This is a genomic window from Streptomyces decoyicus (genome assembly GCF_019880305.1).
GTDB lineage: Bacteria > Actinomycetota > Actinomycetes > Streptomycetales > Streptomycetaceae > Streptomyces > Streptomyces decoyicus.
Map to the genome: position 1 here is coordinate 155,983 of NZ_CP082301.1, position 24,763 is coordinate 180,745.

The 24,763-nt window shown below is 68.2% G+C and carries 21 protein-coding genes and 5 pseudogenes; 12 read left to right on the forward strand and 14 right to left on the reverse strand.

The genetic code is table 11. From position 1 onward, the window contains the following. Positions 1 to 1,365: a ferredoxin reductase family protein gene (locus K7C20_RS00680; RefSeq protein WP_053209379.1), complete on the reverse strand. Its 1,365-nt coding sequence runs from the start codon at positions 1,363 to 1,365 to the stop codon at positions 1 to 3. A gap of 180 nt (positions 1,366 to 1,545) precedes the next feature. Here K7C20_RS00680 and K7C20_RS00685 point away from each other — a divergent pair, with 180 nt between their 5' ends. The 4 genes from K7C20_RS00685 to gap all read left to right on the forward strand — a co-directional run bounded on the left by K7C20_RS00685 (position 1,546) and on the right by gap (position 5,897). Then, positions 1,546 to 2,292 (forward strand): response regulator transcription factor, encoded by a 747-nt coding sequence (locus K7C20_RS00685; protein ID WP_030084117.1) that lies wholly within the window; start codon positions 1,546 to 1,548, stop codon positions 2,290 to 2,292. Next, a complete protein-coding gene (locus K7C20_RS00690) occupies positions 2,289 to 3,737 on the forward strand; it encodes a sensor histidine kinase (RefSeq protein ID WP_053209378.1) in 1,449 nt (482 codons plus the stop codon). Before K7C20_RS00685 ends, K7C20_RS00690 begins: the two co-directional genes overlap by 4 nt. A gap of 101 nt (positions 3,738 to 3,838) precedes the next feature. Next, a complete protein-coding gene (locus K7C20_RS00695) occupies positions 3,839 to 4,795 on the forward strand; it encodes a GlxA family transcriptional regulator (protein ID WP_030084113.1) in 957 nt (318 codons plus the stop codon). Positions 4,796 to 4,898: 103 nt separating this feature from the next. Beyond that, positions 4,899 to 5,897, forward strand: a complete 999-nt coding sequence (gap, locus tag K7C20_RS00700) for a type I glyceraldehyde-3-phosphate dehydrogenase (protein WP_030084111.1) — start codon at positions 4,899 to 4,901, stop codon at positions 5,895 to 5,897. A 199-nt stretch (positions 5,898 to 6,096) separates the two neighbouring features. Here gap and K7C20_RS00705 read toward each other — a convergent pair whose 3' ends face one another. From K7C20_RS00705 to K7C20_RS00715, 3 genes are read right to left on the reverse strand one after another with little or no spacing between them, the layout of a single operon-like run. Then, the gene (locus tag K7C20_RS00705) at positions 6,097 to 6,297 is read right to left on the reverse strand and encodes a hypothetical protein (protein WP_078953246.1); all 201 of its coding nucleotides are present in this window, start codon (positions 6,295 to 6,297) and stop codon (positions 6,097 to 6,099) included. 34 nt (positions 6,298 to 6,331) lie between these two features. Then, positions 6,332 to 7,057: an NAD(P)/FAD-dependent oxidoreductase gene (locus K7C20_RS00710; protein WP_343236125.1), complete on the reverse strand. Its 726-nt coding sequence runs from the start codon at positions 7,055 to 7,057 to the stop codon at positions 6,332 to 6,334. A gap of 32 nt (positions 7,058 to 7,089) precedes the next feature. Next, entirely contained in the window at positions 7,090 to 7,926 is an 837-nt protein-coding gene (locus K7C20_RS00715; RefSeq protein WP_030084105.1) for an SDR family oxidoreductase, read from the reverse strand. A gap of 319 nt (positions 7,927 to 8,245) precedes the next feature. On the opposite strand from K7C20_RS00715, the pseudogene K7C20_RS00720 reads away from it, so the two are divergent. Then, positions 8,246 to 8,431 (forward strand): annotated as a pseudogene (locus tag K7C20_RS00720) (IS5/IS1182 family transposase); the annotation flags it as partial. 21 nt (positions 8,432 to 8,452) lie between these two features. Here K7C20_RS00720 and K7C20_RS00725 read toward each other — a convergent pair. Next, positions 8,453 to 9,028: a TetR/AcrR family transcriptional regulator gene (locus tag K7C20_RS00725; RefSeq protein WP_030084103.1), complete on the reverse strand. Its 576-nt coding sequence runs from the start codon at positions 9,026 to 9,028 to the stop codon at positions 8,453 to 8,455. 70 nt (positions 9,029 to 9,098) lie between these two features. Here K7C20_RS00725 and K7C20_RS00730 point away from each other — a divergent pair, with 70 nt between their 5' ends. Further along, the gene (locus K7C20_RS00730; RefSeq protein ID WP_030084101.1) at positions 9,099 to 9,992 is read left to right on the forward strand and encodes an NADP-dependent oxidoreductase; all 894 of its coding nucleotides are present in this window, start codon (positions 9,099 to 9,101) and stop codon (positions 9,990 to 9,992) included. A gap of 84 nt (positions 9,993 to 10,076) precedes the next feature. On the opposite strand, the pseudogene K7C20_RS37965 reads toward K7C20_RS00730, so the two are convergent. Then, positions 10,077 to 10,291: pseudogene (locus K7C20_RS37965) on the reverse strand (transposase); the annotation flags it as partial. A gap of 923 nt (positions 10,292 to 11,214) precedes the next feature. Further along, positions 11,215 to 12,681: an eCIS core domain-containing protein gene (locus tag K7C20_RS39370; protein WP_048829753.1), complete on the reverse strand. Its 1,467-nt coding sequence runs from the start codon at positions 12,679 to 12,681 to the stop codon at positions 11,215 to 11,217. Positions 12,682 to 13,057: 376 nt separating this feature from the next. Here K7C20_RS39370 and K7C20_RS00740 point away from each other — a divergent pair. After that, positions 13,058 to 13,162, forward strand: a pseudogene (locus K7C20_RS00740) (transposase); the annotation flags it as partial. A gap of 41 nt (positions 13,163 to 13,203) precedes the next feature. Here the strand turns inward: K7C20_RS00740 and K7C20_RS37975 are convergent. Next, a pseudogene (locus K7C20_RS37975) lies at positions 13,204 to 13,631 on the reverse strand (hypothetical protein); the annotation flags it as partial. 974 nt (positions 13,632 to 14,605) lie between these two features. Between K7C20_RS37975 and K7C20_RS39175 the strand changes: the two are divergent. Beyond that, on the forward strand, positions 14,606 to 14,896 hold the full coding sequence (locus K7C20_RS39175) for a hypothetical protein (RefSeq protein WP_342452579.1): 291 nt from the start codon (positions 14,606 to 14,608) through the stop codon (positions 14,894 to 14,896). A 991-nt stretch (positions 14,897 to 15,887) separates the two neighbouring features. Here K7C20_RS39175 and K7C20_RS00760 read toward each other — a convergent pair. Next, complete coding sequence (locus K7C20_RS00760; RefSeq protein WP_053209376.1) at positions 15,888 to 16,478, reverse strand: choice-of-anchor C family protein; 591 nt, start codon at positions 16,476 to 16,478, stop codon at positions 15,888 to 15,890. A gap of 790 nt (positions 16,479 to 17,268) precedes the next feature. Between K7C20_RS00760 and K7C20_RS00765 the strand changes: the two genes are divergently transcribed. Further along, entirely contained in the window at positions 17,269 to 18,153 is an 885-nt protein-coding gene (locus tag K7C20_RS00765) for a SigB/SigF/SigG family RNA polymerase sigma factor (protein WP_053209375.1), read from the forward strand. A 702-nt stretch (positions 18,154 to 18,855) separates the two neighbouring features. Here K7C20_RS00765 and K7C20_RS00770 read toward each other — a convergent pair. The 5 genes and pseudogenes from K7C20_RS00770 to K7C20_RS00790 all read right to left on the reverse strand — a co-directional run bounded on the left by K7C20_RS00770 (position 18,856) and on the right by K7C20_RS00790 (position 22,320). Further along, entirely contained in the window at positions 18,856 to 19,698 is an 843-nt protein-coding gene (locus K7C20_RS00770; protein WP_048829749.1) for a cytochrome c oxidase assembly protein, read from the reverse strand. Continuing rightward, positions 19,698 to 20,258 carry a DUF2243 domain-containing protein gene (locus tag K7C20_RS00775; RefSeq protein WP_030084081.1) on the reverse strand — a complete coding sequence of 187 codons (561 nt, stop codon included), beginning with the start codon at positions 20,256 to 20,258 and terminating at the stop codon, positions 19,698 to 19,700. Before K7C20_RS00775 ends, K7C20_RS00770 begins: the two co-directional genes overlap by 1 nt. A gap of 664 nt (positions 20,259 to 20,922) precedes the next feature. Then, on the reverse strand, positions 20,923 to 21,414 hold the full coding sequence (locus tag K7C20_RS00780; RefSeq protein ID WP_053209374.1) for a hypothetical protein: 492 nt from the start codon (positions 21,412 to 21,414) through the stop codon (positions 20,923 to 20,925). Between the two features lie 54 nt (positions 21,415 to 21,468). After that, positions 21,469 to 22,026: pseudogene (locus tag K7C20_RS00785) on the reverse strand (hypothetical protein). Between the two features lie 138 nt (positions 22,027 to 22,164). Further along, positions 22,165 to 22,320, reverse strand: a complete 156-nt coding sequence (locus K7C20_RS00790; protein WP_167352516.1) for a DUF6131 family protein — start codon at positions 22,318 to 22,320, stop codon at positions 22,165 to 22,167. A 717-nt stretch (positions 22,321 to 23,037) separates the two neighbouring features. Here K7C20_RS00790 and K7C20_RS00795 point away from each other — a divergent pair. From K7C20_RS00795 to K7C20_RS00805, 3 genes are all read left to right on the forward strand, one after another. Next, entirely contained in the window at positions 23,038 to 23,271 is a 234-nt protein-coding gene (locus tag K7C20_RS00795; RefSeq protein WP_030075111.1) for a hypothetical protein, read from the forward strand. 825 nt (positions 23,272 to 24,096) lie between these two features. Beyond that, positions 24,097 to 24,345, forward strand: a complete 249-nt coding sequence (locus K7C20_RS00800) for a hypothetical protein (RefSeq protein WP_127148888.1) — start codon at positions 24,097 to 24,099, stop codon at positions 24,343 to 24,345. A 9-nt stretch (positions 24,346 to 24,354) separates the two neighbouring features. Continuing rightward, on the forward strand, positions 24,355 to 24,630 hold the full coding sequence (locus K7C20_RS00805; protein ID WP_030075109.1) for a hypothetical protein: 276 nt from the start codon (positions 24,355 to 24,357) through the stop codon (positions 24,628 to 24,630). The last annotated feature ends 133 nt before the right edge of the window (positions 24,631 to 24,763 follow it).

The following is a 24,763-nucleotide window of genomic DNA, read 5'->3' on the forward strand; positions in this document are numbered from 1 at the left end:
TCAGAACGCGAACGACTCGTGGTGGATGCGGCGGCGCGGTACTCCGGCGCCGCGCAGGGCGCTTTTGGCGGCCTCGGTCATCCCCGGCGGCCCGCACAGGTAGACGTCATGGGAGACCAGGTCGGGGATCAGGTCGCACAATGCGTCCGCCGTCAGCGGCAGGGAGTTCCCGGCCCCTTCGCCGAGTGCGTAGTGCACCTGCGCGCCTCGGGCGGCAGCTATGTCCTCCAGCTCGTTGCGCAGCGCGAGGTCCTCAGCACGCCGGGCGAAGTACACCAGGATCACCTCGCCGGGCAGGGTCTCGAACAGCGGCCGCAGCGGGGTGATGCCGACGCCGCCGGCGAGCAGCAGCACCTTCGGACTGCTGCGGCGGGCGGCCGTGAAGGCTCCGTAGGGTCCTTCCGCCCATACCCGCGTGCCGGGCCGGAGCCGGGCCACCGCCCGGCTGTGGCCGCCGGCCTCCTTCACGGTGATCCGCAGTTCGCTCGAGCCGGCCGGCGCGGAGAGCGAGAACGGGTTGGCGGTCCACCACTGGCCGGGTGCGAGAAAGCGCCAGCGGAAGAACTGGCCGGGCTGCGCCCCCAGTTCTTCCAGCCGCTTTCCCGTGAGGTAGACCGAGACGACCCCGGGAGCCTCCGGGTGGACCGCGGCGACCCGCAGCCGGTGCCGCAGCGCCCGCCGCAGAGGGGTGAGAAAGCGGTTCCACAGCAGCAGCGCCGCCACCCCGAGGTACAGCGTGTACCAGGCGAGTTGGGCCGGCCGGTCGGCCACGAAGTCCTCGCCGTTCGACAGTTGGTGGAAGAAGGCCAGGAACACCGCGAGATAGGTGCAGAAGTGCAGATAGTGCCAGGTCTCATAGCTCATGCGGCGGCGTGCGGCGCGGGCGGACACCACCCCCACACCGACGAGCAGCAGCAGGCCGACCGTGCCCCACAGCACGTCCTGGTACTGGAAAACCAGGGTCGTCGTCTGGTCGAACACGTTGGTTCGCGCGGTGATCGAGGAGCCCCAGATGATCAGCGCGGTGTGGGCGAGGGCGAGGAACACGGTGTACCGACCGCCCGTCGCATGCCAGCGGGCGAGACGGTCGGTGCCCACCACCCGGTCCAGCACCGGCACCCGCGCCATCAGGGCGAGCAGGACCGCGCAGGCATAGCCCGCGAGCAGCCCGGTGATCCGGCCCGCGCCGGTCAACCAGCCGTCGAGGCCGACGACCGACGGTGTGTGGCGCCACCACAGGGCGAGCACGGCGACGGCACCGCCGTAGACCACCACCAGGAAACCTTCCGGCGGAACGCGCCGGGCTGACGGTGGCGCGTGTCGCGGAACGTACCTGCCGGTGCGGGTGTGCGGGACAGCGGTCATGAGGACTCCCCCCGGCGAACGGATCAGGCCACCGGCGGAGCCCTGCATCAGGCGGCGGCCCCGTCGGTGGGCACACCGTGGCAGCGCAACTTCTGGATTTCCGCTGAAAGGGGAGCCATGGAGTCCTCCGAAGCGGACTCAGAGAAAACTCAGAGCTTGGGGCGGCATACTGCCGGGACCATGGACACGCCCGACGCCTCCTCCGCCCCGCCCGGTCTGCACCGTCCCGACGGCACGCCGGTGCGGGTGCTCGTCGTCGACGACGAACCCGACCTGGCCGGAATCCTCTCCGACGTACTGCGCTCCGAGGGCTGGGAGGTCCGCGTCGCAGGCACCGGTGAGGACGCGCTCAGCACCGGCCATGACTTTCGGCCCGATGCGGTGGTGCTGGATGTGATGCTCCCCGACATCGACGGGCTCCAGGTCCTGCGGGGGCTGCGTGCCCAGGCGCCGGGGGTGTGCGTGCTGTTCCTGACGGCCCGCGACGCCGTGGAGGACCGCATCGCCGGCATCACCGCGGGCGGCGACGACTACGTCACCAAGCCGTTCAGCCTGGAAGAGGTGCTGGCCCGGCTGCGCGGGCTGCTGCGCCGGGCCGGCATGACCCGGTCCACGGACACCACGAAGCTGCTGGCCTTCGGCGACCTCGTGATGGACGAGGACGCCCGTGAGGTGTCTCGCGGCGGACAGGTGGTGGAGCTGACGCCGACCGAGTTCGAGCTGCTGCGCTTTCTGCTGCGCAACCCTCGGCGTGTGCTCAGCAAGGCCCAGATCCTCGACCGGGTGTGGAGCTACGACTTCGGCGGCCAGGCGCATGTGGTCGAGCTCTACATCAGTTACCTGCGCAAGAAGATCGACGCCGGGCGTTCCCCGTTGATCCACACGGTGCGCGGGGTCGGCTACGTACTCAAGTCGGACCCGCGATGAAACTCCCCGCCCTGCCGGCCCTGCGCAGCCTCCGGGCACGGCTCACCCTCGGGCTGGTGGCTCTGCTGGCGCTGAGCTGCCTCGCGGTCGGCGTGGCCACCACCGCCGCCCTCGAAGGTTTCCTGGTACGTCGGCTCGATCAGCAGCTGACCGCCATCGGCGGCCACTTCCCGGCGAGCCTGGACCCGGCCGGGGCGTCCGGCGGGAACAACGGTGGCCCCGACACCCGTGGACAGGCCGCCGGCACCTTCGGCGCCTGTGTGCTGGGCGGATCGGTGACCCGGGCCGCCGTGGTCGGCGAGCGGACCGAGACCCCGGTGCCGCTCACCGCCGCCGACCGCCGGGTGCTGGCACAGGTGCCGGCGGACGCCCGGGGCCGCAGTATCCGGCTCTCCACGCTCGCCGAGTACCGGGTGATGGGCGTCCGTGGCCCGGCCGGTGATGTGCTGATCACCGGGCTGCCGCTGCAACCCGTCGCGGACACCGTGAGCCGGCTGGAGCTGGTGGAGGCGGTGGTGTTCGGGGCCGCGCTGCTGGTCACCGGGATCGCCGGCGCGGTGTGGGTCCGGCTGTCGCTGCGCCCGCTGCGGCGGGTGGCGGCCACCGCCTCGCGGGTGGCTCAACTACCCCTGGCCGGCGGCGAGGTGGCGATGCCTCCACGCGTCCCGGACGCCGACCCCCGAACCGAGGTGGGCCGGGTCGGCGGCGCGTTCAACCGGATGCTTCAGCACGTCGAGGAGTCACTCGCCCGCAGGCTCGCCAGCGAGCAGCGGCTGCGCCGGTTCGCTGCCGACGCCAGCCATGAGTTGCGGACCCCGGTGGCCTCGATCCGCGGGCACGCGGAGCTGGCGCTGCGCAGCCGTGAGCCGGTGCCGGACGCGGTGCGGCGCGCCCTCGGCCGGGTCCGCTGCGAATCCGTGCGCATGGGTGAGCTCGTTGACGACCTGCTGCTGCTCGCCCGGCTGGACGCGGGACGCCCGCTGGCGACCGAGCCGGTGGACCTGACCCGTCTGGTCCTCGACGCGGTGAGCGACGCCCACGCCGCCGGGCCGGAAAACCGCTGGGTACTGCAGCTTCCCGAGGAGCCCGTGGTGCTCCGAGGCGATCAGCGCGGACTTCAGCAGGTGCTCACCAACCTGCTCGCGAACGCCCGCACCCATACTCCGCCGGGCACCCGGGTGACGGTAGGCCTCACCGAATGGGACCACGAGGTGGAAATCCTGGTCCAGGACGACGGGCCCGGCGTGCCGGAGAAGCTGCAGTCCGAGGTCTTCGACCGGTTCGTCCGCACCGACAACGGGCGTTCGAGGAGTGCGGGTGGCACGGGCCTGGGCTTGGCCATCACTCAGGCGGTGGCCACTGCGCACGGCGGGCGCGTCGCCCTGACCAGCCGTCCGGGCTACACCGCATTCCAGGTGTGGCTCCCCCGCGTCGAGGAACCGTAGCCTCGGCGGCTGCCTCTGGAGTGGTCCGGCCGGTGACATCTGATCTGCCCGGTCCACGCGGTGGGCGTATCGAAGTCACGCCCCCGCGTAACCTCTTTCCTGTGCCAGCCTCCCGCCTGCATCGCGTTGCCGTCCTTGTGCTCGAGGGTGCGAAGCCGCTCGATGTCGGAATTCCCGCGCAGGTTTTCACCACCCGCGCGAGCATGCCGTACGAGGTGCGGGTGTGCGGGGCGGCACCCGGTCTCGTGACCGGCGGCGATGGCCTGTCGTACTACGTCGCCCACGGCCTCGACGCGCTTGCGTGGGCCGACATCGTCTTCGTCCCTGGCTACCGCTTCCCGGGCCGCGACGACCCGCCACAGGCCGTCGTTGACGCGCTGGTCGCCGCCCACGATCGGGGCGCGCGGCTCGCCGCCATCTCTACGGGCGCCTTCGCGCTCGCCGCCACGGGCCTGCTCGACGGTAAGCGCGCCACGACGCACCGGCATTACGCGCGGGCGCTCGCGGCGAGGCATCCACTCGTTCAGGTCGACGAGAACGTTCTGTTCGTCGACGAGGGCAGCGTGCTGACGTCGGCCGGCGCAGCATCGGGCATCGACCTGTGCCTGCACCTCCTGCGCGGCGACCTCGGAGTGGCCGCTTCGAACCACGCGGCCCGGCGCCTGGTCGCGGCCCCCTACCGCAGCGGCGGTCAGGCGCAGTACGTGCCGCGCAGCGTGCCCGAGCCACTTGGTGAGCGGTTCGCCGCCACCCGCGAGTGGGCGCTGCACCGGCTGGGCGGGACCCTCACCCTGGAACTGCTCGCCCGGCATGCTGCGGTGTCGCCGCGCACCTTCTCGCGGCGCTTTGTCGAAGACACGGGATACACGCCGATGGAGTGGGTCATGCGCGCCCGCATCGACCTGGCCCGTGAGCTGCTCGAGCGTTCGGAGCGGCATGTCGAGCAGATCGCCGCCGACGTCGGTCTGGGCACCGGTGCCAATCTGCGGTTGCACTTCCATCGCATCCTCGGCACGACGCCGAGCGAGTATCGGCGCACCTTCACCCGGGGCGAGTAGCCCACCGTCACCTGGCGCGATCCTTTTGAACCCTGGCGATCACGCCGCTGTCGCGAGCGGATGCGGCGCGCGAAATTGATGATGAACCGAAGGGACACCATTCATGACGCGCATCGCCATCAACGGATTCGGCCGCATCGGACGCAATGTGCTGCGTGCACTGCTGGAACGTGACAGCGACCTGGAGATCATCGCGGTCAACGACCTCACGGAGCCCGCCACCCTCGCGCGGCTGCTCGCCTACGACACGACGGCCGGCCGGCTCGGTCGCCCGGTGGCCGTCGACGGGAACGCCCTCGTCGTCGGCGGCCGTCGCATCGCGGTACTCGCCGAGCGTGAACCGGCGCAGCTGCCGTGGGCCGAACTCGGCGTGGACATCGTGCTCGAGGCGACCGGCCGCTTCACGTCGGCCGAGGCCGCCCGCGCCCACCTCGACGCCGGCGCGAAGAAGGTGCTGGTCAGTGCACCGTCGGAGGGTGCCGATGTCACGCTGGCGTTGGGGGTCAACACGGACGCATACGACCCGGACGTGCACGCGATCGTCTCGAACGCCTCCTGCACGACCAATGCCCTTGCGCCGCTGGCCGCGGTGCTCGACGACCTGGCCGGCATCGAGCACGGCTTCATGACGACGGTGCACGCCTACACGCAGGAGCAGAACCTGCAGGACGGGCCACACCGTGACGCCCGCCGCGCCCGTGCCGCCGCCGTCAACATCGTGCCGACCACGACGGGCGCTGCCAAGGCGATCGGCCTAGTGCTGCCGAACCTTGACGGCAAGTTGTCGGGCGACTCGATCCGCGTGCCGGTTCCGGTGGGCTCGATCGTCGAACTCAATACAACCGTCACCCGTGACGTGACGCGCGACGAGGTGCTTGCGGCGTACCGCGCCGCGGCGGAGGGGCCGCTCAAGGGCATCCTCGAGTACTCGGACGATCCGCTCGTGTCGTCCGACATCACGGGCAATCCGGCCTCGTCGATCTTCGACTCGGCCCTCACCCGCGTCGAGGGCCGTCACGTCAAGGTGGTCGCGTGGTACGACAACGAATGGGGCTTTTCGCACCGCGTGATCGACACGCTCGAGCTCCTCGCCGCCCGCTGACCGACGCCCGAGGCCCTACACCGCCTCCGGCGACCGCGTCGCCCAGGCGCTCTTGTGAGCGCTCCAGTCGGCCAGTTGCGCCGACTGGAGCGCTCAGCCACACGAGGGCGTTATTGCACAGCGGCGGGAGCACAGCACCGACACTGGCTTCTCTCCAGTTGCTCGTAAAGCTCGGCGAGCACCGGCGAAAAGGATCCGCTCAGGAACTGAAGTCCTCTGCCAGAACGGTGGCGTCACATGTCAGGTCGAGATCTTCAGGGGTGCCATCAATGTCCGTCCACCAGACGGTCGGCGTGCCGGGTGCCAGTGCGTCAAGCAGGCCAAGAATGACTTGGGCGGGGATGAGGAGCGGGTCCTGATCAGGGAAGACGAGCGCGGGGCCCTCTGGATAGAAGGTCATGTGGCAATGACCGTCACCGGTGTGGAGGTCGAGGTCAGTGGCATCTTTGGGCGGGAAAGGCCCGGACGCTGCGGAGCCCGGCCACAGTGCGATGGCCGTCTGCATGAGCTGGTCTGCCGAGAACGACCACGTTCCGCCATCGTCCCGGTCCGGGCTGACGTAGTAGTGGCCTCCCACCGGAACCCGGCCGCGTCGATCGTCCGGAACTCCCGGTCGAGTGTGTGGCCGGCGATCTCCCTGATCTGTCCGGCGAGTTCGACGCCGGTCGGCCCGCCGCCGACGGGCGCGAAGGTGAGCCACTGGTGCCTTCCCGGTCGTCTACGGCCCTTTCGGTCATCTCGAACGCCTGGTAGATCCGTCGGCGGAGGTCCAGCGCGTCGCCCAGAGTCTTCATCCCGGGAGCGTGTGCAGCGAATGCGGGATGCCCGAAGTAGGACTGGCGCATGCCGATCGCGACGATCAGGTCGTCATAGGGCAGCTCGACAGCTCCGCCTTCGGGTCGTTGTGCGTGGACCAGCCGGGCGTCGACGTTCACGTCGATGGCTTCGGCGAGCAAGCACCCCACGTTGTGGTGGCGTCGCAGGACCCCGCGGAGCGGTTGCGCAATCTGGCCCTCGGACAGGGTTCCGGAGGCGCACTGGTAGAGCAGAGGCTGGAAGAGGTGGTGGGCGCAGCGGTCGACCACGGTCACCGCGACCGGTGACCGCCGCAGGGCACGGGCGTCGAACAGCCCGGCGAACCCCCCACCGAGGACCACCACCCGGCGGGGCGTGACATGACCTGCATCGGAGATCAGCCTCCGGTGGCGAAGCCGGGGAAGAGTGTCATTCCGCCGTCGACGTAGAGCGTGCTACCGACGACGTAGTCGAGCAGGTCGGATGCCATGGCAACGACGGCATTGGCAATGTCGTCCGGGTCGCCGACGCGGCGGTACGGGATCAGGCGCAGGAGGTCGGCCTCGGCCTCGGGAGTGGACCAGGCGTCCTTGTTGATCGGCGTGCGGATCGCACCGGGTGCCACCGCGTTGACCCTGATCCGCTTGGGGGCCAGCTCCTGGGCGAGGGTCTGCATCAGCATGCCGACACCGCCTTTGGAGGAGGCGTAGTTCACGTGGCCCGACCACGGGACGATCTGGTGGACCGAGCTCATGCAGATGATCTTCCCTGCCGACCGGGAGACCTCCTCCACCACGCCGCGCCGGACGAACTCCTTGGCGGCCTCCCGTGCACAGAGGAACTGGCCCGTCAGGTTGACATCGATGACCTTCTGCCACTCGGCGAGCGTCATCTCCGTCGCCGGCGCATCACGCTGGAGGCCCGCGTTGGCCACCATGATGTCGATGGTGCCGAATTCCTCGACCATCCGCGCGACCATGGCGGTCACCTGGCCCTCGTCGGACACGTCAGCCTCGTGGGCGTAGGCGCGAACCCCGAAGTCCTGGATCTCCGCCACGACCTTCTCGGCCTCGTCCGCACCGACGACGTAGTTCACCACGACATCCGCTCCGGCCCGGCCCAGGGCAACGGCGGTCGCCAGGCCGATGCCCGAGTTCGCACCGGTCACCAACGCCTTTTGGCCGCTGAGAAGCTGCGCAGACGCCTCGCGATGCTCGTTGGCCTTTCCTGCCACTACGATCTCCCCTTCGGCGTTTCGGGCGGCCCGCCTGCGGGGAACAGCCGACGCGCATAAGAACGGCCGGACGTCGGGCGACCCGCCGGGACAGGCACGGGAGCCGTCACATACCCGGCCCCAGACGAAAACACCCTGCACCGCAGGCGGTGCAGACCGGCGCGCTCGGCGGCCGCATATCGGCGGGCATGTCACACGGTCGGGCTACGAGCTGCACCCGGACCCTGCCCTGGTAGGCGTGTCACGGACGGGTGTTCATCAGGCCGCCCCCATTGCCTGCCTGCACAAGAGGTGACATACGACTTGATACGTCGTCAAAAGGCAGCATCGACTCAGCCGCGGTCCTGCCGCGCCGGCCTTCAAGACAATCCATAAGCGCCGCAATGAAGTCGAGCGTACGGTCAACGCCCTCAAGGGCTTCCGCGCCGCAGCCACCCGATTCGGCAAGAGGGCGTACATCTGCCACAGCACCGTGAGCGTTGCCGCCATTCGCCTCTGGCTTCGCTCGTTACCCGCCGGCCAGCCCTCAAGGGCAGGTGACCTCCCAGGCCGCCTCGATCATCCGGAAGATCTCGTCCACCGCGGCCTCCGGATCGGCCGCCTCACGGGCCAGCGCATAGGCGTCGATCACGAACCTCGCGATCGTCCGGCAGGCCGTTGTGGTCTGTGACAGGTCGGGATCGGCGGCGATGGCCGTTGCCAGCGATTCTGCATGGCGCAGCCTCATCGAGTCCTCGTACTCCCGCAGGGCAGGTGATTCGTCGATCATGCGCCAGATCGGGGCGGCGCTGTCCGCCGTGCAATGTCGCACCAGGGCCTTGATTTCGCGGCGCAGCGCAGGGATGAGTGGCTCGTGCGGCGCCCGGCGGGTGACCGCCTGCGTGAGGCGTTGCTCGAATTCTGCGTCCTGCTCGAACACCAGGGCCTCTTTGGACGCGAAGTGGGAGAAGAGCGTGGTGACGGCCACGTCGGCCTCAGCGGCCACGTCACGGATACCCACCGCGTCGTACCCGCGTTCCAGGAAGAGCCGCAGGGCGGTGTCGGCAATCTTCTGGCGGGTCGCGGCCTTCTTGCGCTCACGACGCCCGGACGGCACGGTCATGCCCTAACGCTACCAGGTACGTATCCGGAGCTGTTCCAAAACACTAACCGTTAGTGCTATGTTCGGCCGCATGAAGAAAGTGAGCTTCGCCGAGTTCGGCGGTCCGGACGTTCTGCAACTCATCGACGCCGAGGAGCCCCATGCGGGCCCCGGTCAGGTACGCATCGCCGTGCGGGCGGCGGGCGTGAACCCCGTCGACTGGAGGGTCCGGGAAGGCCAGCTCCTGAAGGCCCATCCGATCGAGTTGCCCGCCGGAGTCGGGCTGGACGCCTCCGGAGTGGTGGACGAGGTCGGCGAGGGCGTCGCAGGGGTCGAGGTCGGCGACCACGTGTTCGGCGAAGGCTCAAGCACCTATGCCGAGTTCGCCGTGCTGTCGGCCTGGGCCCGTATGCCCGAGGGTCTGACGTTCGAAGAAGCCGCCGGGTACCCCTCCGTGGTGGAGACCGCGCTGCGCATCATCCGCCAGGTCGGTGTGCAGTCCGGGCAGACGCTGCTGGTCAGCGGGGCGTCAGGGGGAGTCGGATCGGCGGTACTGCAGATCGCCCGCGACCGCGGCATCAGGGTGATCGGCACGGCAGGGGCCGCGAACCAGGACTATCTGCGGAGCCTGGGTGCCCTCGCCACGACGTACGGCGCGGGCTGGGTCGAGCGGGTGCGGCAGCTCGGCCATGTCGACGCAGCTCTCGATCTGGCCGGCTCGGGCGTGCTCCGCGAGCTCGTCGAGCTCACCGGGGACCCGCAGAAGGTGATCTCCATCGCCGATCTCGATGCGCCGGAGCTCGGTGTCCGGTTCTCCGGCGTGGCCGGGAGTGTGCCGGCAGCGCTTGCCGAGGCCGCCGGCCTCATCTCGCGGGGAAAGCTCCACATCCCTGTCGAGAAGTCGTACACGCTCGCCGAGGCCGCGGCGGCACACATCGACAGCCATGCCGGTCACACGCGCGGGCGCCGGGTCATAGTCGTCTGAGCCTTTTCCTGCGCAGTTGCACGGCTCGGCAGGCTGAATTCCTTGACGGTGGTGAACGTGCTTCCCGTCGCCGCGTCCGCCGGGCCGGCCTTGCTGGTCGGCGTCGGCCTGTACAGCCCACAAGATGCTCCCCATGTGCCGTCTGCCGACCAGCGCCGGCGACGGTCCAACAGGTCTGGTCTGCCTGCCGCCGAACCGTGTCGGTACGTCCCGCCACGTGATACCGGTCCGTCGCCGGGTCCCGTTGATGACCTGCCGGTGATTCTTCCAACGCCCGCCCGACCCATGTTCCTGGGCAAGTGCGGTTCACGCCGGGCCCGTTCTCGGTTTCAGGCCCGCTTGAGGGCCGGTCAGTGACGGCGGCGGCCTCAGCTTTCGGCAGGCCACCTGCCTCGCCGTACGCAGCATCATCAACCAGGTCTGGCGGCAGGACGTCGAGCAGATTGTCAGTACCGCCCTGACTCCTGTTGAGGAAGCGCTCGGCGCGATGGTCGGCGAACTGGTAGTCCAGTTCGGATCCAATGCCCTCGGCATGCAGCAGGTCATCGAACTCGGCCACGCCTCTTGCGCCGCCGAGCGCTCCCTCGCTTCCCGGCGCTCGGTGTCGGCGGATGGCGACACGAGCTGTCGTTGGGCGGCGAAATGCACGCCATCACGCTGCGACGCCGCGACGCCGCGACGCCGCGACAGAGGCAAACCGGTCACCGCGATCGCCCGCCACCTCGGATCAGCCGGAGGCTCCGTACCCGTAGCCGTGACAACTCCATGAGCTGTGCCCGATGCGGCGAGAGGGCACTCACGGAGCCGGCGGCCGGCCTTGCCGAGAAACTGAAGGACATCGATCCAGCATCTTTCGAGGGCTACACCGGGTTCATCTGGCCGGAGCTCTTCGACCGCCGGCTCTCCTAGCCAACGACGTGGCCAGCCCTGAGGGTTGACAGGGCCAGGCAGACCACTGACGGCGCCGGCGGACAGCGAACAGATCGAGATCTGCGCGGCCGGCGGGTAACCAGTCACGCAGTATCGCTCGGCTGCCCGCCCTGCGCCGGGCAACTGCACCACCGGCCCGTCACAGCGCCCACGTGCTGATCAACCCACCACCGGACTGCCCTTGCGACTGGGCCCGGTCGCACCGCTCGATGCCACCGGACTGCCCTTGCGACTGGGCCCGGTCGCACCGCTCGATGCCACCGGACCAGACGATGCGCTCTGCTCCTCAAGCTCAGCGGACTCTCTCGATGCGCTCGACGAACATCTGGAACAGCAGCCGCGACCACTTGGTGCCCAGGGCCAGGCTGAAATCCCCCCGCCCGTCCACCAGGTCGCGGTTCCCCTGCTCGTCCTGGGCGTACTGCCGCGGATTCTCCTGCTTGATCCCGACATACCCCTCAAGCATCCCCTCACCCTTCTTAGCCTGCGGCATGCCGCCGTGAAGGTTCCTGAGAGACTGCGGTGTGCGGCCCTTGCTCTCCCCTGAGACGGCCATATGGTCCGGATGGAACAACAGCTCGTGCGCGCCGGGCTTCAGCGTGAACTTCATCAGCACCTGCGTGGCGGGCTTCTTGTAGTAGGTGCGGGCCTGTTCCTCATCGCCGAGGTGATGGCCGATCGGCAGGATGCCGTCTTTCGGAGCATCGGGGTCGCGCGCGGTCTTCTTCGTCTCGCCATATGTCTTGTTGAACGCGCCCCCGAGGCTCTTCTCACCCTGATTTGCCATGATCCAGTCGTTCATGGCGGTTATCTTCTCGGCCGGTGTATGACCCTCCCCGCCCCACCACTCCTCGATGTCTGCGGCCTCCGTTGCCTCCATCGCCCGGAACAGCTCAAGCCGTCCCATCCCGTCCAGCTCGGTCTCGGACTTCCCGGCACACATGTTGGCCAGCTCCTTGATGAGCTTGGGCCCGATATCGAGGAGGATGCCGTCTCCGGTGCGGCCCTTCGACGTCTTGGTCGGCGCCTTTACAGGCTTCTGATTCGAAGCCCGCTCCTGCCAGTACTGGTCGGTGAGGTGGTCCTGGACATTCCGCTGCACAGTCGGCGCGACCACCGAGCTCACACTCGCCGCCGCGCGCTGCACACCCGTCCCGGCCAGGACAGAACCCGACATCGCCCGGCGCGCGGTGGCCTCCGCCTCGCGCTCGAACCGGTCCGAGGGGTCCGAGACACGCAGCCCCGCCCCGTTATCGGTTCCGGCGACAGGCCCCTGACGCTGCTGGACCACGTGGGTAAGCTCATGGGCCAGGGTGTGCTTGTCGTTACCGCCCGCTCCGATCACCACATGGCTACCGGAGGTGTAGGCGCGGGCGCCGACCTCGGCGGCGGAGGCTTTGGCCGCACTGTCGTCATGGATACGCACGTCGGAGAAGTCCGCGCCAAGCCGGGCTTCCATATCGCTGCGGGTCGCCTCGTCTAATGGTCGGCCACTGGTACGCAGGATGTCGTGGACGACAGACCGCCGCACGGCAGGCTGCTCGGTCCGGTGTCCGCAACCAGCGTTGTGCTGGTGCTGTTCAGGCGGGGCCCAGGAGTGTCCGGCCTGGCGGAGCATCTGCACGACGGCAGCATTTCCAGCGCTGGCCTGCAGAGGGAGTAGGCCACGCGGCGGTGTGGGTGGGGTGGCTACAGGCTTGTCGGCAGGAGTACGGACGTTGGCAGTCCCGGTAGTTCCAGCCTTTTCGTGATCGTGCATGAAAATCCTTCGTCTGGCGCGCGACTTGTCAACCTTTCCTGGATACACGGCGGATGACGGCGGATGCCAGGTACGCACGGGCAGAGTGGACTGACCGCAAGGGCATCCCGCCCCCGCCAGGGGGCTGCCGGTGCGGACCGGCCCCAGATCGGGCCCCTCGCAAGGGTGATGCTCTTCCGTCACTCCACGACATCGCGACTCCGCGTATGGTCGGTGACCAACTGTCCGCACCAGTAGCCGCATCGCCGCGCATCGGGTGCCCACGGCCGGGAGTGGTGCGCACCTGGGTGGACTCGCTGCATCCTCACCGGCGATGTCGTGCACTCAGGGGCTGGCTTCTCGCCCGTGGTGCGGGCCGGGGTGCTGGGGGCGGTGCGTCTTCTTCCGGCAGCGGACCGGTATCCCATGGCGGGATCTGCCCACGCGATTCGGCAGGTGGAAGACGGTATACGACCGGCATCGCCGCTGGTCGGCGGACGGTACGTAGCCCTGGGCCCGGCCGACCATGTGACCGGGCGCGGGCTAGAAGAGGCCGATGCGGATGTAGTACGTGAGGTTCTCGAGTATCTCGCGCAGCCATGGGCTGCGGACGGCCGGCAGCCGGACCAGAGTGCGCTGGAACGCCCCCGGATCGGCCCGGAACAGGTGACGGGGGCGCGGCGCAGGTGGGTCGTCTCGGAGGACGCCGTCGGGCATGACGCCCGATGCGGGGACGGCAGGTACGGCTCGGGGAAGGCCGGCCACAGCCACACCCCGAACGGCAGCGGCACTGGGTACGCCGATGCGGCCGGGCCGGCCGGCGTGGGGGCGAGCCACACCGCCTGCAAGAGCGAGCAGTCGTCGATCCTGCTCGCCACGGGCAAGCCGCAGGCCTCGCAGGCCATGTTGGGGCCGTCGGCCCCGTCGAGACCGCAGCAGTAGCCGCCGCCCTTCTCCGGGATCAACAGAGTGAAGCAAGCCAAGAGAATCTTGGCGATACTCACGGCCGTCGCATCCCTCTCGGCCGGAGCGCTGATCGCCGCTCCCGCAGCCAGCGCCGCAGGCACCTACAACGGGGCCTGTGGAAGCGGCTACAAGCTCGTCGACTCTTTGCCGTACGGAGACGCCACCACGGTGTTCCTCACCTGGAACGCGTCGACGGGGAAACTGCGTCATCAATCAGATCGTGACGTCCAAGGGATCCGAGCGTTGGATGATCGGCGTCTGGATCCAGCGCGCCGTCAGCGGCAGCGCCAGACACGAGGACCACGGCTCCTTTGCGTCCTACGCCGGGCCGGTGTACGTGGATGCCAGAGGGACGTGCATCAACTGGGGGCGGCTGGCTGGGGGACGACCCGTCCCAGCATGCTGTGGCCCGATACGACTCGGCTTCCCTTCCGTCGAGCTCGCCGGCATCCCTGCCACGGTCAGTAACCATGGCGCCCGAACGGGGCCCAACGGCAGTTGATGAGCAACTCGGCCTGGAATGTTCACGAGAAACGACGGCGCTGCTGGCGCGGCCGGGGCAGGTTCCGCCAACCATTCGCTGTGACCTGTAGGAGGTTTCCGTAAGGTTCGGACATGACAGATGAGAGCAAGAGCGCTGTTCAAGCAGCCCTTGCGGCGGAGAGGCAGCTCATCGACGCGGTGGTGCGGGCCTACCCAGTCGTTAACCCCCTGGCCCCTGCAGTCGGGGCCAGGGGCTGGACCGCATACTGGGGTGGTGGTCTCGTTGTCTTCGTCGTCTCGGTTTCGGGACCCTCAGCGCTCGAAGTACTCGTTCCTCGACGCGGTCCTTGTGCAATGCCCGAAGTGTGCCAAGGTTGCCCACGTAGTCCCAGCGCCCCGAGCTGCGGGCAGTGGGCCGCCGACGATGTTCGATCAGCGAAGTCTCGTCTGCCGCAGCTGCGGCCTGTCCCGGCAGTCGAGGAGAGACAATTCGGGGGTGCTGCTCACGTTCTCCTGGGGATCCGGGCCGATCGCTGACCCTTATTTCCAGCTGCCGCTGTGGTTGCAGACCGAGACGCGGCACGGCCGAATCTGGGCCTACAACCCGGAACACCTGGAAATGATCCGGCAGTTCGTACAGGCACCGTTGCGTGAGCGGGCTCCCTGGTACGAATCGGGGAAGAAGATGACGTTCATAGCGCGGCTACCGGGCTGGATGAAGCGGGCGAAGAACCGCACCGAGGCCTTGCGCGCTATCGACCGCATTCGGACTTCGCTGGCGAACTGATCTACTCGGACCTGCGTCGGGGTTTTGTGCCTGGTTTGTGGTGGGCGGGTCGGCTGTATGCCTCCCCGGTGGCGAGCAGGCGGCCCACGCCGTGGTGGGGGGCCGAGCGACGGTTCTTCGAACCAGGCGGGCGTCCCGGGCCGGGCTGTGCGGTTTTTGGTGCACCTGGGTATGTGCGGCAATCACCAGCCACGTCCACCCGCCCCCCACCATCGAGGAATCACGAAGTCTCGGCTTCGTCCGGCCCGGGGTCTGCTTCAACAGGCGGAACGTTGTGCTCGATGTCGAATCTTCGGCGGAACGACTGCCAGCAGCGATCCGAGCCCTCCGTTGTGGCGCCGGTGCCCGACCACCACAGCCGGACCGGCTTGTTCAAGTCTCCGCCGACAACTTTTTCGCTCGGAGCCGGATGACGGTGCCTTCAAGGATGGGACCGGACCCTTGTGGTCGAGGCAGGCCGCTCACCGCGTCAGCCGTGGAGGCCAAGGGGCCCACGCCTGCACAGTCGGTCAGCCGTGGACGCAGGCGATCCCATGCCTGCGCAGTCGCCTTCCCATAGAGCCGGGGTGTCGGTGCTCGTCACCGCCTATTCGGTCTCCCAGGTGGCGGATTCACCGAAGATGAACTCGCCGCCGTGCTCGGGTTGCCGGCCGCCTTTGGGGTCGTAGACCCGCGGGGTGTCTGTCGCCGGAAAACGGCTCGTCACTCACCCAACGAACCGATTCACAGCGCAGCTCAGGCGCTCAGTGTCCCGTCCTGGATCCGGACCACGCCGCAACGAAGCACCAGCATGCCTGAGGCGCCGTTCTCCGTTACGGGACAGCCTTTAGTTAAGGGCTGCCCCGTAAGGGATCGCCGAACCGATTGCGATCACGCCGCACCGCAGGATCACGTTCGCGTGCGGCGCCGCCTCCTCGGGTTCAGCCCCCTCTCAGCCTTTCGGCCTTTCGGCCGTGATCGGCGGCTCGCCCGCGGACGAGCCGCCGTGGCTTCAGCCGGAGCAGGAAGAGCAGGAGCAGCAGGACCCGACCCTCACGTTGTCGATCACCGGACCGTAGGCGCCGCCGGCAGTGGTGCTGGCGAACGACAAGGTCGTGGAGGCACCGGTGGCCACGAACGTCACCTGACGTCCCACGTAACCCATCCGGGCAAAGGTCTTGCCAGTGGTGTCGAACGAGAAGTCCTGGAAGTTCTGTCCGTCGATGAGAACCTGACCTGTCTTCACGCCCTGAGTGCTCGCCGGGTTGCCGGCCAGCGCGTAGGAGACCGTGTACGTCCTGCCCGCTGTCGTCGTGAAGGTCTGCGACACCTTGCCTGGGCCCTGGCCGTTGAGGTCGACGGACTGCGCCCCGTCAGCCGCCTGCCAAAAGCCGCTGCCGATCAGGTCCACCGAACCGCTGTCGACCGTCCAGGGACCGATGGACTGTCCCGCCGTCAGCGCGCTGAAGGAGTTCGCAGGCGCGGTCGGGTATTCGAAGCTGCCGTCATCGAGCGCGACCGGGGCCGCCAGCGCGGTACCGGGCATGAGAGCCAGCAGGCCGGCAGCGGCAACGGTTGTGACAGATGCGCGTAAGGGCACCATGAGTTCCTCCGGGTGAAAAGGCGTTCGGGCGTACTGGTGGAGCACACGAAGTCTGTAGCGCGTGCCTCGCCGGCGATAGATCGCGAAGACGGCGCCCGGGGGTAACGGCCCTGGTGAGTTCACCGTCGCGCGCCGCGCTCGCGCACAGCGCGCCGATAGAAATCAGACAGGGCCGGCCGCTGGCACAGCACCGGCTGCGAGTGGCGGCTGACTCATCAGAGGCCATTCCGCTCGTTCCGCGTCCCCTCCACTCGTCAGTCCCGCGCCGTTCACTACCGATACTGGCGGCCGGGCTTCAGTAGCGTCGTGGCCGGCCACGACGTCTCGCCTCCGTCCACGTCGTCGCCGGGGACGCCGTCCGGGGCCGGGCCGGCCCGGGGCCGATGGGGGCACCGGTATCGCCTCCATGCGTGGTGAACCGGGTGGCGAGGAGGCAGACATGAGCCGAGTTGTGCCGCTGACCCTCCTCGTGCGACCTGCTCGCCACCACAACGGGCTGGTGGAGATCGAAGAGGACATCGAAGAGCAGGGCCCCGCAACTGCGCTCGTGCATCACCCGTGCTCAGCACTCCGGGCCCGACGAAGGGAAATCCTCGCCCCTCTGACCTCGGACTTTCCGTTCGGTAGGTGTTTGACCTGCGTAGATGGCAGGCGTTCGCGGCGTGCCGGTCACCGAAAAACTGTCGCCATAGTTGCCTCGCGGAAATAGTTACCTCACGGCAGTTTTGCGTGTGGTCATCGGGTAGGTGAGGGCGTGACGGCATGACGGGGAGATCAGGGAGGAGCAGCCATGGCAATGGCAGCGGCGCGAGCCCACATTTCGGTGAACCGCTCGGACAGGGACGCCACATATGAGGCTGCTCGGTCATCTGTCCCGCAGGTGGAGGAGGCTCAGCGCGTCGCCCCGCAGGACGCACGTCGCCTGTCGAAGCTGTTCTTCGAGCGGGTGTCGGACCTGGAGGAAGGCACGCCGGAGTACCAGTACGCGCGCAACACGCTCATCGAGATGAACCTGTCTCTGGTGCGCTATGTCGCGCGCCGTTTCCGCAGCCGCGGACAGGAGATGGAAGATATCGTGCAGGTCGGCACGATCGGCCTGATCAAGGCCATCGACCGCTTCGATGTGTCGCTGGAGAACGAGTTCACCACCTTCGCCATCCCCTATATCACCGGTGAGATCAAGCGGTTCTTCCGTGACACGACCTGGTCCGTGCACGTCCCGCGGCGCCTGCAGGAGCTGCGCGTGGACCTTGCCCGCGCCCGTGAAGAGCTCGAAGGGCGCGGCAACCCCGAGCCGTCCGTCGCCGACCTCGCAGCCCAGTTGGGGCTGAGCGAGGAGGAGGTCATTGAGGGCCTGGTCGCCTGCAACGGCTATGACGCCGGCTCCATCGACCGGCCCATAGAAGCCGGCGGCAGCAAGCAGCAGACCGGACTCGTCGCCGACTTGATCGGCAATGAAGACCCCGCCCTCGCACTGGCCGAGGACCTCCAGGCCCTCAAGCCACACCTGGCCCAGCTGGATGAGCGTGAGCGCACTCTCCTCGAGCTCCGCTTCGGCTCGGAGATGACACAGACCGAGATCGGCAAGGAAATGGGCCTGTCCCAAATGCACGTCTCCCGCCTCCTCACCCGCACCTACGCAACCCTGCGCGAAAGCCTCCTCGCCGAGGCGTAGCCGACTACCTCCTGCCTGCGAACCGGCTGGTTGGCCGGGCAAGTGCCCGGCCAACCAGCTGCTTTGGGGGCGTCAGCCAAGAGCCTGGGCGATCCGCCGGCAGAGGCATTCGTCACTGATCGGTAGGAAAGCCCCTCCGTGCGTCCTCCCTGCCGCGGGCGACGGTGAAACCCTGGGGACAGACAGGGCCTGGGTGCAGCGGATCAAGAGCCACGCCCCTGGACCGCCGGCCAGGACATTGCGATCCGGGTGGGCGGCTGCGTCGAACGCGCCCGCCGCTACCGGGCCACTGCCGAGCTGAACAGGGTGGCGCGGGTCTTCCCGCTCGGACACCGCAACCGGCTCCTCCGGCTCTCTCGTCCCACTCCTCCTGGCCGCAGGCCTGTCCGCCGCCCCGGCCCGGTGCGGCTGAGCACCTACGAGAGCACCCGCACCCGCTGGGAGGCCAAGCAAGGCCTGGTTCGTGACGTACGCGGCTCGGTTCGCTTACGAGGACATCCTCCTTGACGCCCTCGTGCGTGCCCACGAGCGGGACGCCTCGGTGGCCGTGGAGCGAGGAACGCAGAGGGCACTCACCTGACGTCGTCCATCAGTCGCCGAGCCTCGCCCTTCGTCTGGGCCGCTCTGTCGCTTTCGCGTGACCCCGAGCGGCCCTCGCCCCGCGTCCGGCTGCGTGCCGCGGCCGCTGGACAGAAGCTGGCGTCACTGCCGGGCAGGCGTCCCGGTGGTCGGGGTCGGGTCTGTGGCAATGCGGGGCCGTGGCCGGGGTGCAGGGCGCCAGGTGGCGACGAGGGCGACGGCCAAGAGGAGTTCGGCGATGTCGCCCCCGTAGTACATGATTTCCGCGCCGCCTTGCACCTGGTCGATGGGTGCGTGGATGTCGACCCAGAAGCCGCCGTACATTAGCTGGGAGATCCCCGCGTGCGCCGCGATCGCGATACCTAGGCAGGCCAGGCGAGCCCGCACTCCGGGACGCGAGGGCCCGGGGTCGGGGCCGGCGATGGCGTAGGCGAACAGGCAGCCGGACAACAGGAAATGAGCGTGCAGCAACCAGTGCCCGGCCAGGCTGCTCATGGTCGCGTTGTACAGGGGCGTGAAGTACAGCACCGCGAGGCTGCCCGTGGAGAGCAGCAACGCAATGGCCGGGTGAGCGAGTACCCGGGCGGGGCGCCGATGCAGCGCGTTGGTCAGCTGCCGGGCGCGCGAGGTGGGCAGGGTGCGCAGCAGGAGGGTGACGGGTGCGGCAAGGACGAGGGCCAGCGGTGCGTACATGCCGATGAGCATGTGCTGAGCCATGTGGCCGCGGAAGTCATCGTGGGCGAAAGACGCCAGAGGCGGGAGTGCGGCTACGGCCAGCAGGGCGGTCCCGACCAGGAAGCTGATCACCCGCCATCGCCCCCACCCCTGGATCGGATTGCGATGGCGTGCCCGGTGGGCCAGCAGCAGGTAGGCGACCGCGACGAGCAGCAGTCCGAGAGCGGGCAGCAGCACTTCGGGCAGGCCGCCGGGCGCGGTGTGGCCGTGCATGGGCATGTCCTGGCCCATCAGGCGTTCCCGCCTTTTCGGCCACCGGCGGAGGCGTAGGGGTCGAAGGTCGGCCCGGTGCGCTGGAGCACGTAGCCGCCGATGAGGAAGAGCAAGCCCAGGAAGATGAAGCCCATGTCCCACCAGATCTGGTAGGGGCCGCCGTGGACATGGTGGATGCCGAGGATCTGGTGGTCGAGGAGCCCTTCGACGATGTTGAACAGCCCCCAGCCGGCCAGCATCCAGCCCCAGAGCTCCCGCGAGGCCCACACACGGCGCCGGTTGTGGGTGACACGGGAGTACAGGATTGCCAGGCCCAGCAGCACGGCGATCCAGCAGACAGCGTGGAAGATCCCGTCCCACACCGTGTTCATCTCCATGCCTGAGACCGTATGGGGGTCGTAGTACTTCACGCCGATGCGGTCGTCATTGGTGCTGGTGAGCATGTGATGCCACTGCAGAAGTTGGTGCAGCAGGATGCCGTCGACGAAGCCGCCCATCCCCACGCCCAGCACGAGGCCCGGTAGTTGCAGGCTCATCGGTGCCGTGCCCGCCCGGGCCTCTGGAGTGGTGGTGGCCATGGTGTGTCTCCTTCCGCTGGATGCTCCGGGACCGTGAACCCCGGAACACCACGTGTTCCCCGGGGAGCCCCAAACAGCACTCGGCAGACTGACGGGCAACGGCGTGCTCGGTTTGTCCTGGGAGCTCAGGGGGCCGAATTCATCTCGAGTTTCGCTCTCCTTCGAGCAGCGGCCCGAGACTCCAAAGCCCCTCCAGCCGGCAACAGCAGCCGGTGTGCCCCTGGGCGGTGCACACGACCCGGCTGCTCCGCACTCATCGTGAAGGGCTCTCACCCGCGCCCCGAGGACAGTGCCGACAGCGTCGCTGATGCGCTCCTGGTCCGGCGGCTCGCCACCATAGGCGCAAGGAACTCCGCGCAAGCCCTCAGGGCCGGGCCCTCCACTCCCCCGCTCTCGAATGCGCGATCGAGCTACTCGTACGAACCTGAAGACGTGACCGATCCACCCCGACCTCCCGGAGGGCCCCTCCGGTAGGTACCACCACGGCCGAGGGCATGGGGAACGCCCCACGGAGGCCATCTTCGACTGCCTGATCGTGACCGCGTGGCCGCGTCGCCCTGGGCCGAATGCCATAGCGCATCATCCAGACGGAGGAGGACGCAATGTCGAAGAAGAACGATCTCGGCAGAGGTGCCCTCCCGACCAGGGGGCGCCCGGTGGGGCGTCAGGTGTTGAGCAGGCGGTTGAAGAAGGAGCGGTATCGCTGGAGGGCGACGCGCAGTTCCTCCGTCGCCACCTCCTCGCCGCGATGCCACTGACCTTCGAGTCCTTGCTTGTGTTCGGAGAACGTCGTTGCCAGGGCCTGCATGACCTCGGCGACCAGCGTGTCCGCCGCGCCTACCGCCTCGCGTGGATCGTCGACGAACTCGCTCTGGATCCGCTGCCACCGGCTGCGGAACTCCTCCTGCTCCGGCCCGAGGAGCGGTGCGTCCGGCTCCTGGACCTCGGCCTCCCGGTTCCTCTCCGATGAGGCGTCCCGGCCTTCGCCTGCGGACGTGGAAACCCCCCGGTCTGCGGCTGTGGCCTCCCCCGGGAAGGTCGGTGGCGCCTCGGCCGGGGGCTCCGGGGCCGCGCTGCCCATGTGCTGTCGCGTGCCGGCCAGGTCTTCGGTGGACGGGCCGCCCGCTCCAGGTTCGGATGTATCTCCGCGCCTCATATTTCCGCCTCCGTTTCCGTCAGGGCCGCACTTGCCTGTCGGTCTCGCACAGGCTCACGCCCCGCCCTCCCGCGGGTTCTGGCCGTTGTGCAGCAGTTCCGTGAACAGCGCGCGGTAATGCACCATCGCGCCCCGCAGCTCCTCCGTCGTCGCCTCGTGCCGCGTGCTGCGGCCATTCACCTCGTGGGCTGCGCGGTAGTGCTCCAGGGTGCGCCCGTGCTCGACCGACAGATCACTCAGTTGCTGGTCATGGCCTTCGGTCGGGTAACCGCGTTCGCTCATGAGCGAGGTCACCAGCCGGTCGGCCTCATGGACCGCGTCCTCGGGCTAGTCCACGAACCGTTCCTGCACCTGGTCCCATTCGTGGGCATACCGCTCCCGGGCCTGGGGCGACAGCTGCTTGATGTGCAGCGCATCGTGGCGCTCCTCGCGCTCGCGCAGATCGCGCTCGGCCGCCCGACGGCCGCCTTTGGCCTCCACGGTCCGTTCGTACTCCGGTCCGAACCGTGATTGCAGCCGACGGCGTCGCATGGTCACCCATGCCGCCAGCGCGCACACCAGAAGCACGATCACGACAGCCACGATGATGCCTATGAGTGTCCCAGTGGACATCGGTTCCTCCGCTTGCGGTTTCTGACGCGAAAAGCAGGTCGATGGGTGATCGGCGGGTGTAGCCAAGCGTCGTGGTCGGAACACAGCCGATCTTCGGCACGTTCCGCCTCGGCGGAACGTGCCGACAGCGGGACGCCGCTACCAGTAGTGCTTTCGCCCCGCGACGGCGTGCCCCATCGCTCCCAGGAGCCACAGAATCGCGCCGACGACCACGAGCACGATGCCGATTGTCGACAGGATCGATAGGCTCGTCACGAATCCGACGACCAGAAGAATGATGCCGAGAACGACCATTGCCAGCTCCGATCTCGCATGAGTGTCCTTTTTTACTTTGAGCCCGGACCTCGGCAACGGCAACTGGTGCCGACGGGGACGATCAGGCGAGGGCGCAGAGCCGTAGCTGCTCTCCTTCCGGTTGCGCAGCCCTCATCACAGGGCGCCTACCCTCCACCGCCACAGGAATGTCCGGCAAACCTGCTCGCCCCACAATCTCCGGGCCAAGTGGTCACCGGTCACCGGTCACGTCAGATTGGGCGAGGGTGCGAGACCCCGCCGACAACATGAGGGCGTCGTGGCTGACATGGCCGCTCGTCCCGTGCCTACTAAAGGCTGTCCCGTCATCCCTGGCGGGCGCGCGGCGACAGCTACGGCACTCCCCCGGCTAACGCCGGGAGGTGGGGGCGCTCCCACGCCGCATTGCCGGAACATCCGGATACGCCCAGTGTCCGGGGGCCCCTCCGCCTTGCGATGCAGCTCGGCATCCGTACAGCAAATGGAGAGCCGAGACGCAATGAGCGCAGCGATGCAGTACATCTCACGTCGTGCGCTGATCCACCAGGGATTACAGGACAGCCCGTAGGCAGATGCGACACCAAAACTCCATGCGGACGTCGGCGGAGGACCACTACGCCATCTGGCCTCTGCGGCGCGCGGGCCGCCGGAATCCGTGCGGCCATAGGGACTACTCCCACACGCAATTCGATCAAGCATATGTTCACGAAGGAGAGTGCGATGGCTGTTTGCGAGGTCTGCGGAAACGACTACGAGATGGCCTTCGAGGTCCGTGCAGCAGGCACTGCCCACACCTTCGACAGCTTCGAATGTGCGGCACATAAGCTTGCGCCCGTGTGTGACAACTGCGGCTGCCGCATTTTGGGGCACGGCCACCAGACCGACGGCAAGTTCTTCTGCTGCGCCCACTGTGCACGCGCCCAGGGCCACACCAGCCTCGCCGACAACGCCTGAGCGCGCCGCTCGGATGAGGGACTCGTTGCGTGAAGGCGCTGTCGTGGAGCGTCTTCGGCCGAGGCACGCCTCGACCTCCAGGTAGCGGCAGCCGTTGGCGCCACTGACGGCCATCGGTGGCGGTGGCTTGCCCGTGCGCGGCGAGGGTGCGATCGAGGGTGATGCCGCCAACGCCGAGATGCTTGGCGATGGCGGTCTCGGGCTCCTTGATACGCGGCGGCGGAGGGCGATGGCGAGCATTTCGCCGTCGATCGCGGGTGGCCGCCGTGGCCACCGTTGGCCACCGCGGAGTCCGGGCCGTCAGGGCGGCCCGTTCGTCGATGCACTGCCGCTCAGCCTCCGCCCCCTCGCCCACGACCGGCACCCGCGCCATCGCCCCCAACGGCGCCCACGCCCTCACGTACGTCTCGCCGATCCGAATACGAGCACCACCCGTACCACCGCTAGCTCGCCTGTGCGACGGCCGAAATCGGCCAACCATCTCTTCGCCCAGCCCTCCGGATCCAGCGCCTTCCCCACGCTCTGCGCCGCCACCGATCCCCGCCTGAAGCCGGACGCGGCGATCGGCCCCGCAACGGCCTCCGCGGCGCCGCGGCTCCGTCGTTCCGCGTCCCTGGACCCGCAACGTCGGGACCTCCGCAAATCTGCAAAAACCTTCCGGACAACTGACGGACAGCGCCCCACGATTTTTCGTAGCAGACTTATTCGGCACCTTAAGGACGTCCGAATCAACCTGCCCGACTCTTTGCGACCTTGACGGCAAACAGCAAGGACGGGTAGCCAGTCAGGCGAGAAGAAGACCGAGAATCACGGGAGGTCTTACCCATGGCTGGTCCTTTTCGCCTCGCCCCGCAGGAAGTGCAAGGACACATCCCTACCTGGGGATTCGGCAGGCAGACCAAGGTGATCGTCGACTGCAAGGCCGATGGAAACTTCGAGATGACGGCCGGCGGATCCGCGACCGAGGTCAACGCGCTCAGGTTGGGACGAAATGAATTCGAACGCGCCTTCGGCGGCGTCGAATTAGCCGTCAAAAACCTGACCCTTGAGGACATCACCGTGACGACGGAATAGGCGCGCGCCATGCCCTGGACGTTCGACAAGAGCCGGTTGGAAGTCGTCGGCCAGCTCACCAATTCCGAGCAAGCGACGTTCGACACCTTCCAGAACGCCATCCAGAGCGAGGGACTCCACCCCGCCCAGGCAGCCGCGAGGGCCGGAGACACGAACTACAAGAGGTTGCTGGGCGATCAGTTCCAGATCCGCCTGAGCCAGAGCTCACGCGCCACATTCCTGGTCCTGGACGACGGCGGAGGCAACGGAAGGGTCGAGATGCTCCAACTCGCCGGCCATACGTAACAGGCCTTGAGAGCCACGACGAGGCCTCGCCCCTGCCCGGCGTCGGGCAGGGGCGCACTCGTAGTCCCCGTCATGGCTTGCAGAACTGCAGTGAGATCCGCCCGGTGAACGGGGCCATCCCAAGACGGCTCCG

Coding starts and splice junctions, on each gene's coding strand:
- K7C20_RS00680 (WP_053209379.1), bottom strand. CDS start 1,365: ATGACCGCTGTCCCGCACACCCGCACCGGCAGGTACGTTCCGCGACAC.
- K7C20_RS00685 (WP_030084117.1), top strand. CDS start 1,546: ATGGACACGCCCGACGCCTCCTCCGCCCCGCCCGGTCTGCACCGTCCC.
- K7C20_RS00690 (WP_053209378.1), top strand. CDS start 2,289: ATGAAACTCCCCGCCCTGCCGGCCCTGCGCAGCCTCCGGGCACGGCTC.
- gap (WP_030084111.1), top strand. CDS start 4,899: ATGACGCGCATCGCCATCAACGGATTCGGCCGCATCGGACGCAATGTG.
- K7C20_RS00705 (WP_078953246.1), bottom strand. CDS start 6,297: ATGACCTTCTATCCAGAGGGCCCCGCGCTCGTCTTCCCTGATCAGGAC.
- K7C20_RS00725 (WP_030084103.1), bottom strand. CDS start 9,028: ATGACCGTGCCGTCCGGGCGTCGTGAGCGCAAGAAGGCCGCGACCCGC.
- K7C20_RS00730 (WP_030084101.1), top strand. CDS start 9,099: ATGAAGAAAGTGAGCTTCGCCGAGTTCGGCGGTCCGGACGTTCTGCAA.
- K7C20_RS39370 (WP_048829753.1), bottom strand. CDS start 12,681: ATGCACGATCACGAAAAGGCTGGAACTACCGGGACTGCCAACGTCCGT.
- K7C20_RS00760 (WP_053209376.1), bottom strand. CDS start 16,478: ATGGTGCCCTTACGCGCATCTGTCACAACCGTTGCCGCTGCCGGCCTG.
- K7C20_RS00765 (WP_053209375.1), top strand. CDS start 17,269: ATGGCAATGGCAGCGGCGCGAGCCCACATTTCGGTGAACCGCTCGGAC.
- K7C20_RS00770 (WP_048829749.1), bottom strand. CDS start 19,698: ATGGGCCAGGACATGCCCATGCACGGCCACACCGCGCCCGGCGGCCTG.
- K7C20_RS00775 (WP_030084081.1), bottom strand. CDS start 20,258: ATGGCCACCACCACTCCAGAGGCCCGGGCGGGCACGGCACCGATGAGC.
- K7C20_RS00780 (WP_053209374.1), bottom strand. CDS start 21,414: ATGAGGCGCGGAGATACATCCGAACCTGGAGCGGGCGGCCCGTCCACC.
- K7C20_RS00790 (WP_167352516.1), bottom strand. CDS start 22,320: ATGGTCGTTCTCGGCATCATTCTTCTGGTCGTCGGATTCGTGACGAGC.
- K7C20_RS00795 (WP_030075111.1), top strand. CDS start 23,038: ATGGCTGTTTGCGAGGTCTGCGGAAACGACTACGAGATGGCCTTCGAG.
- K7C20_RS00800 (WP_127148888.1), top strand. CDS start 24,097: ATGGCTGGTCCTTTTCGCCTCGCCCCGCAGGAAGTGCAAGGACACATC.
- K7C20_RS00805 (WP_030075109.1), top strand. CDS start 24,355: ATGCCCTGGACGTTCGACAAGAGCCGGTTGGAAGTCGTCGGCCAGCTC.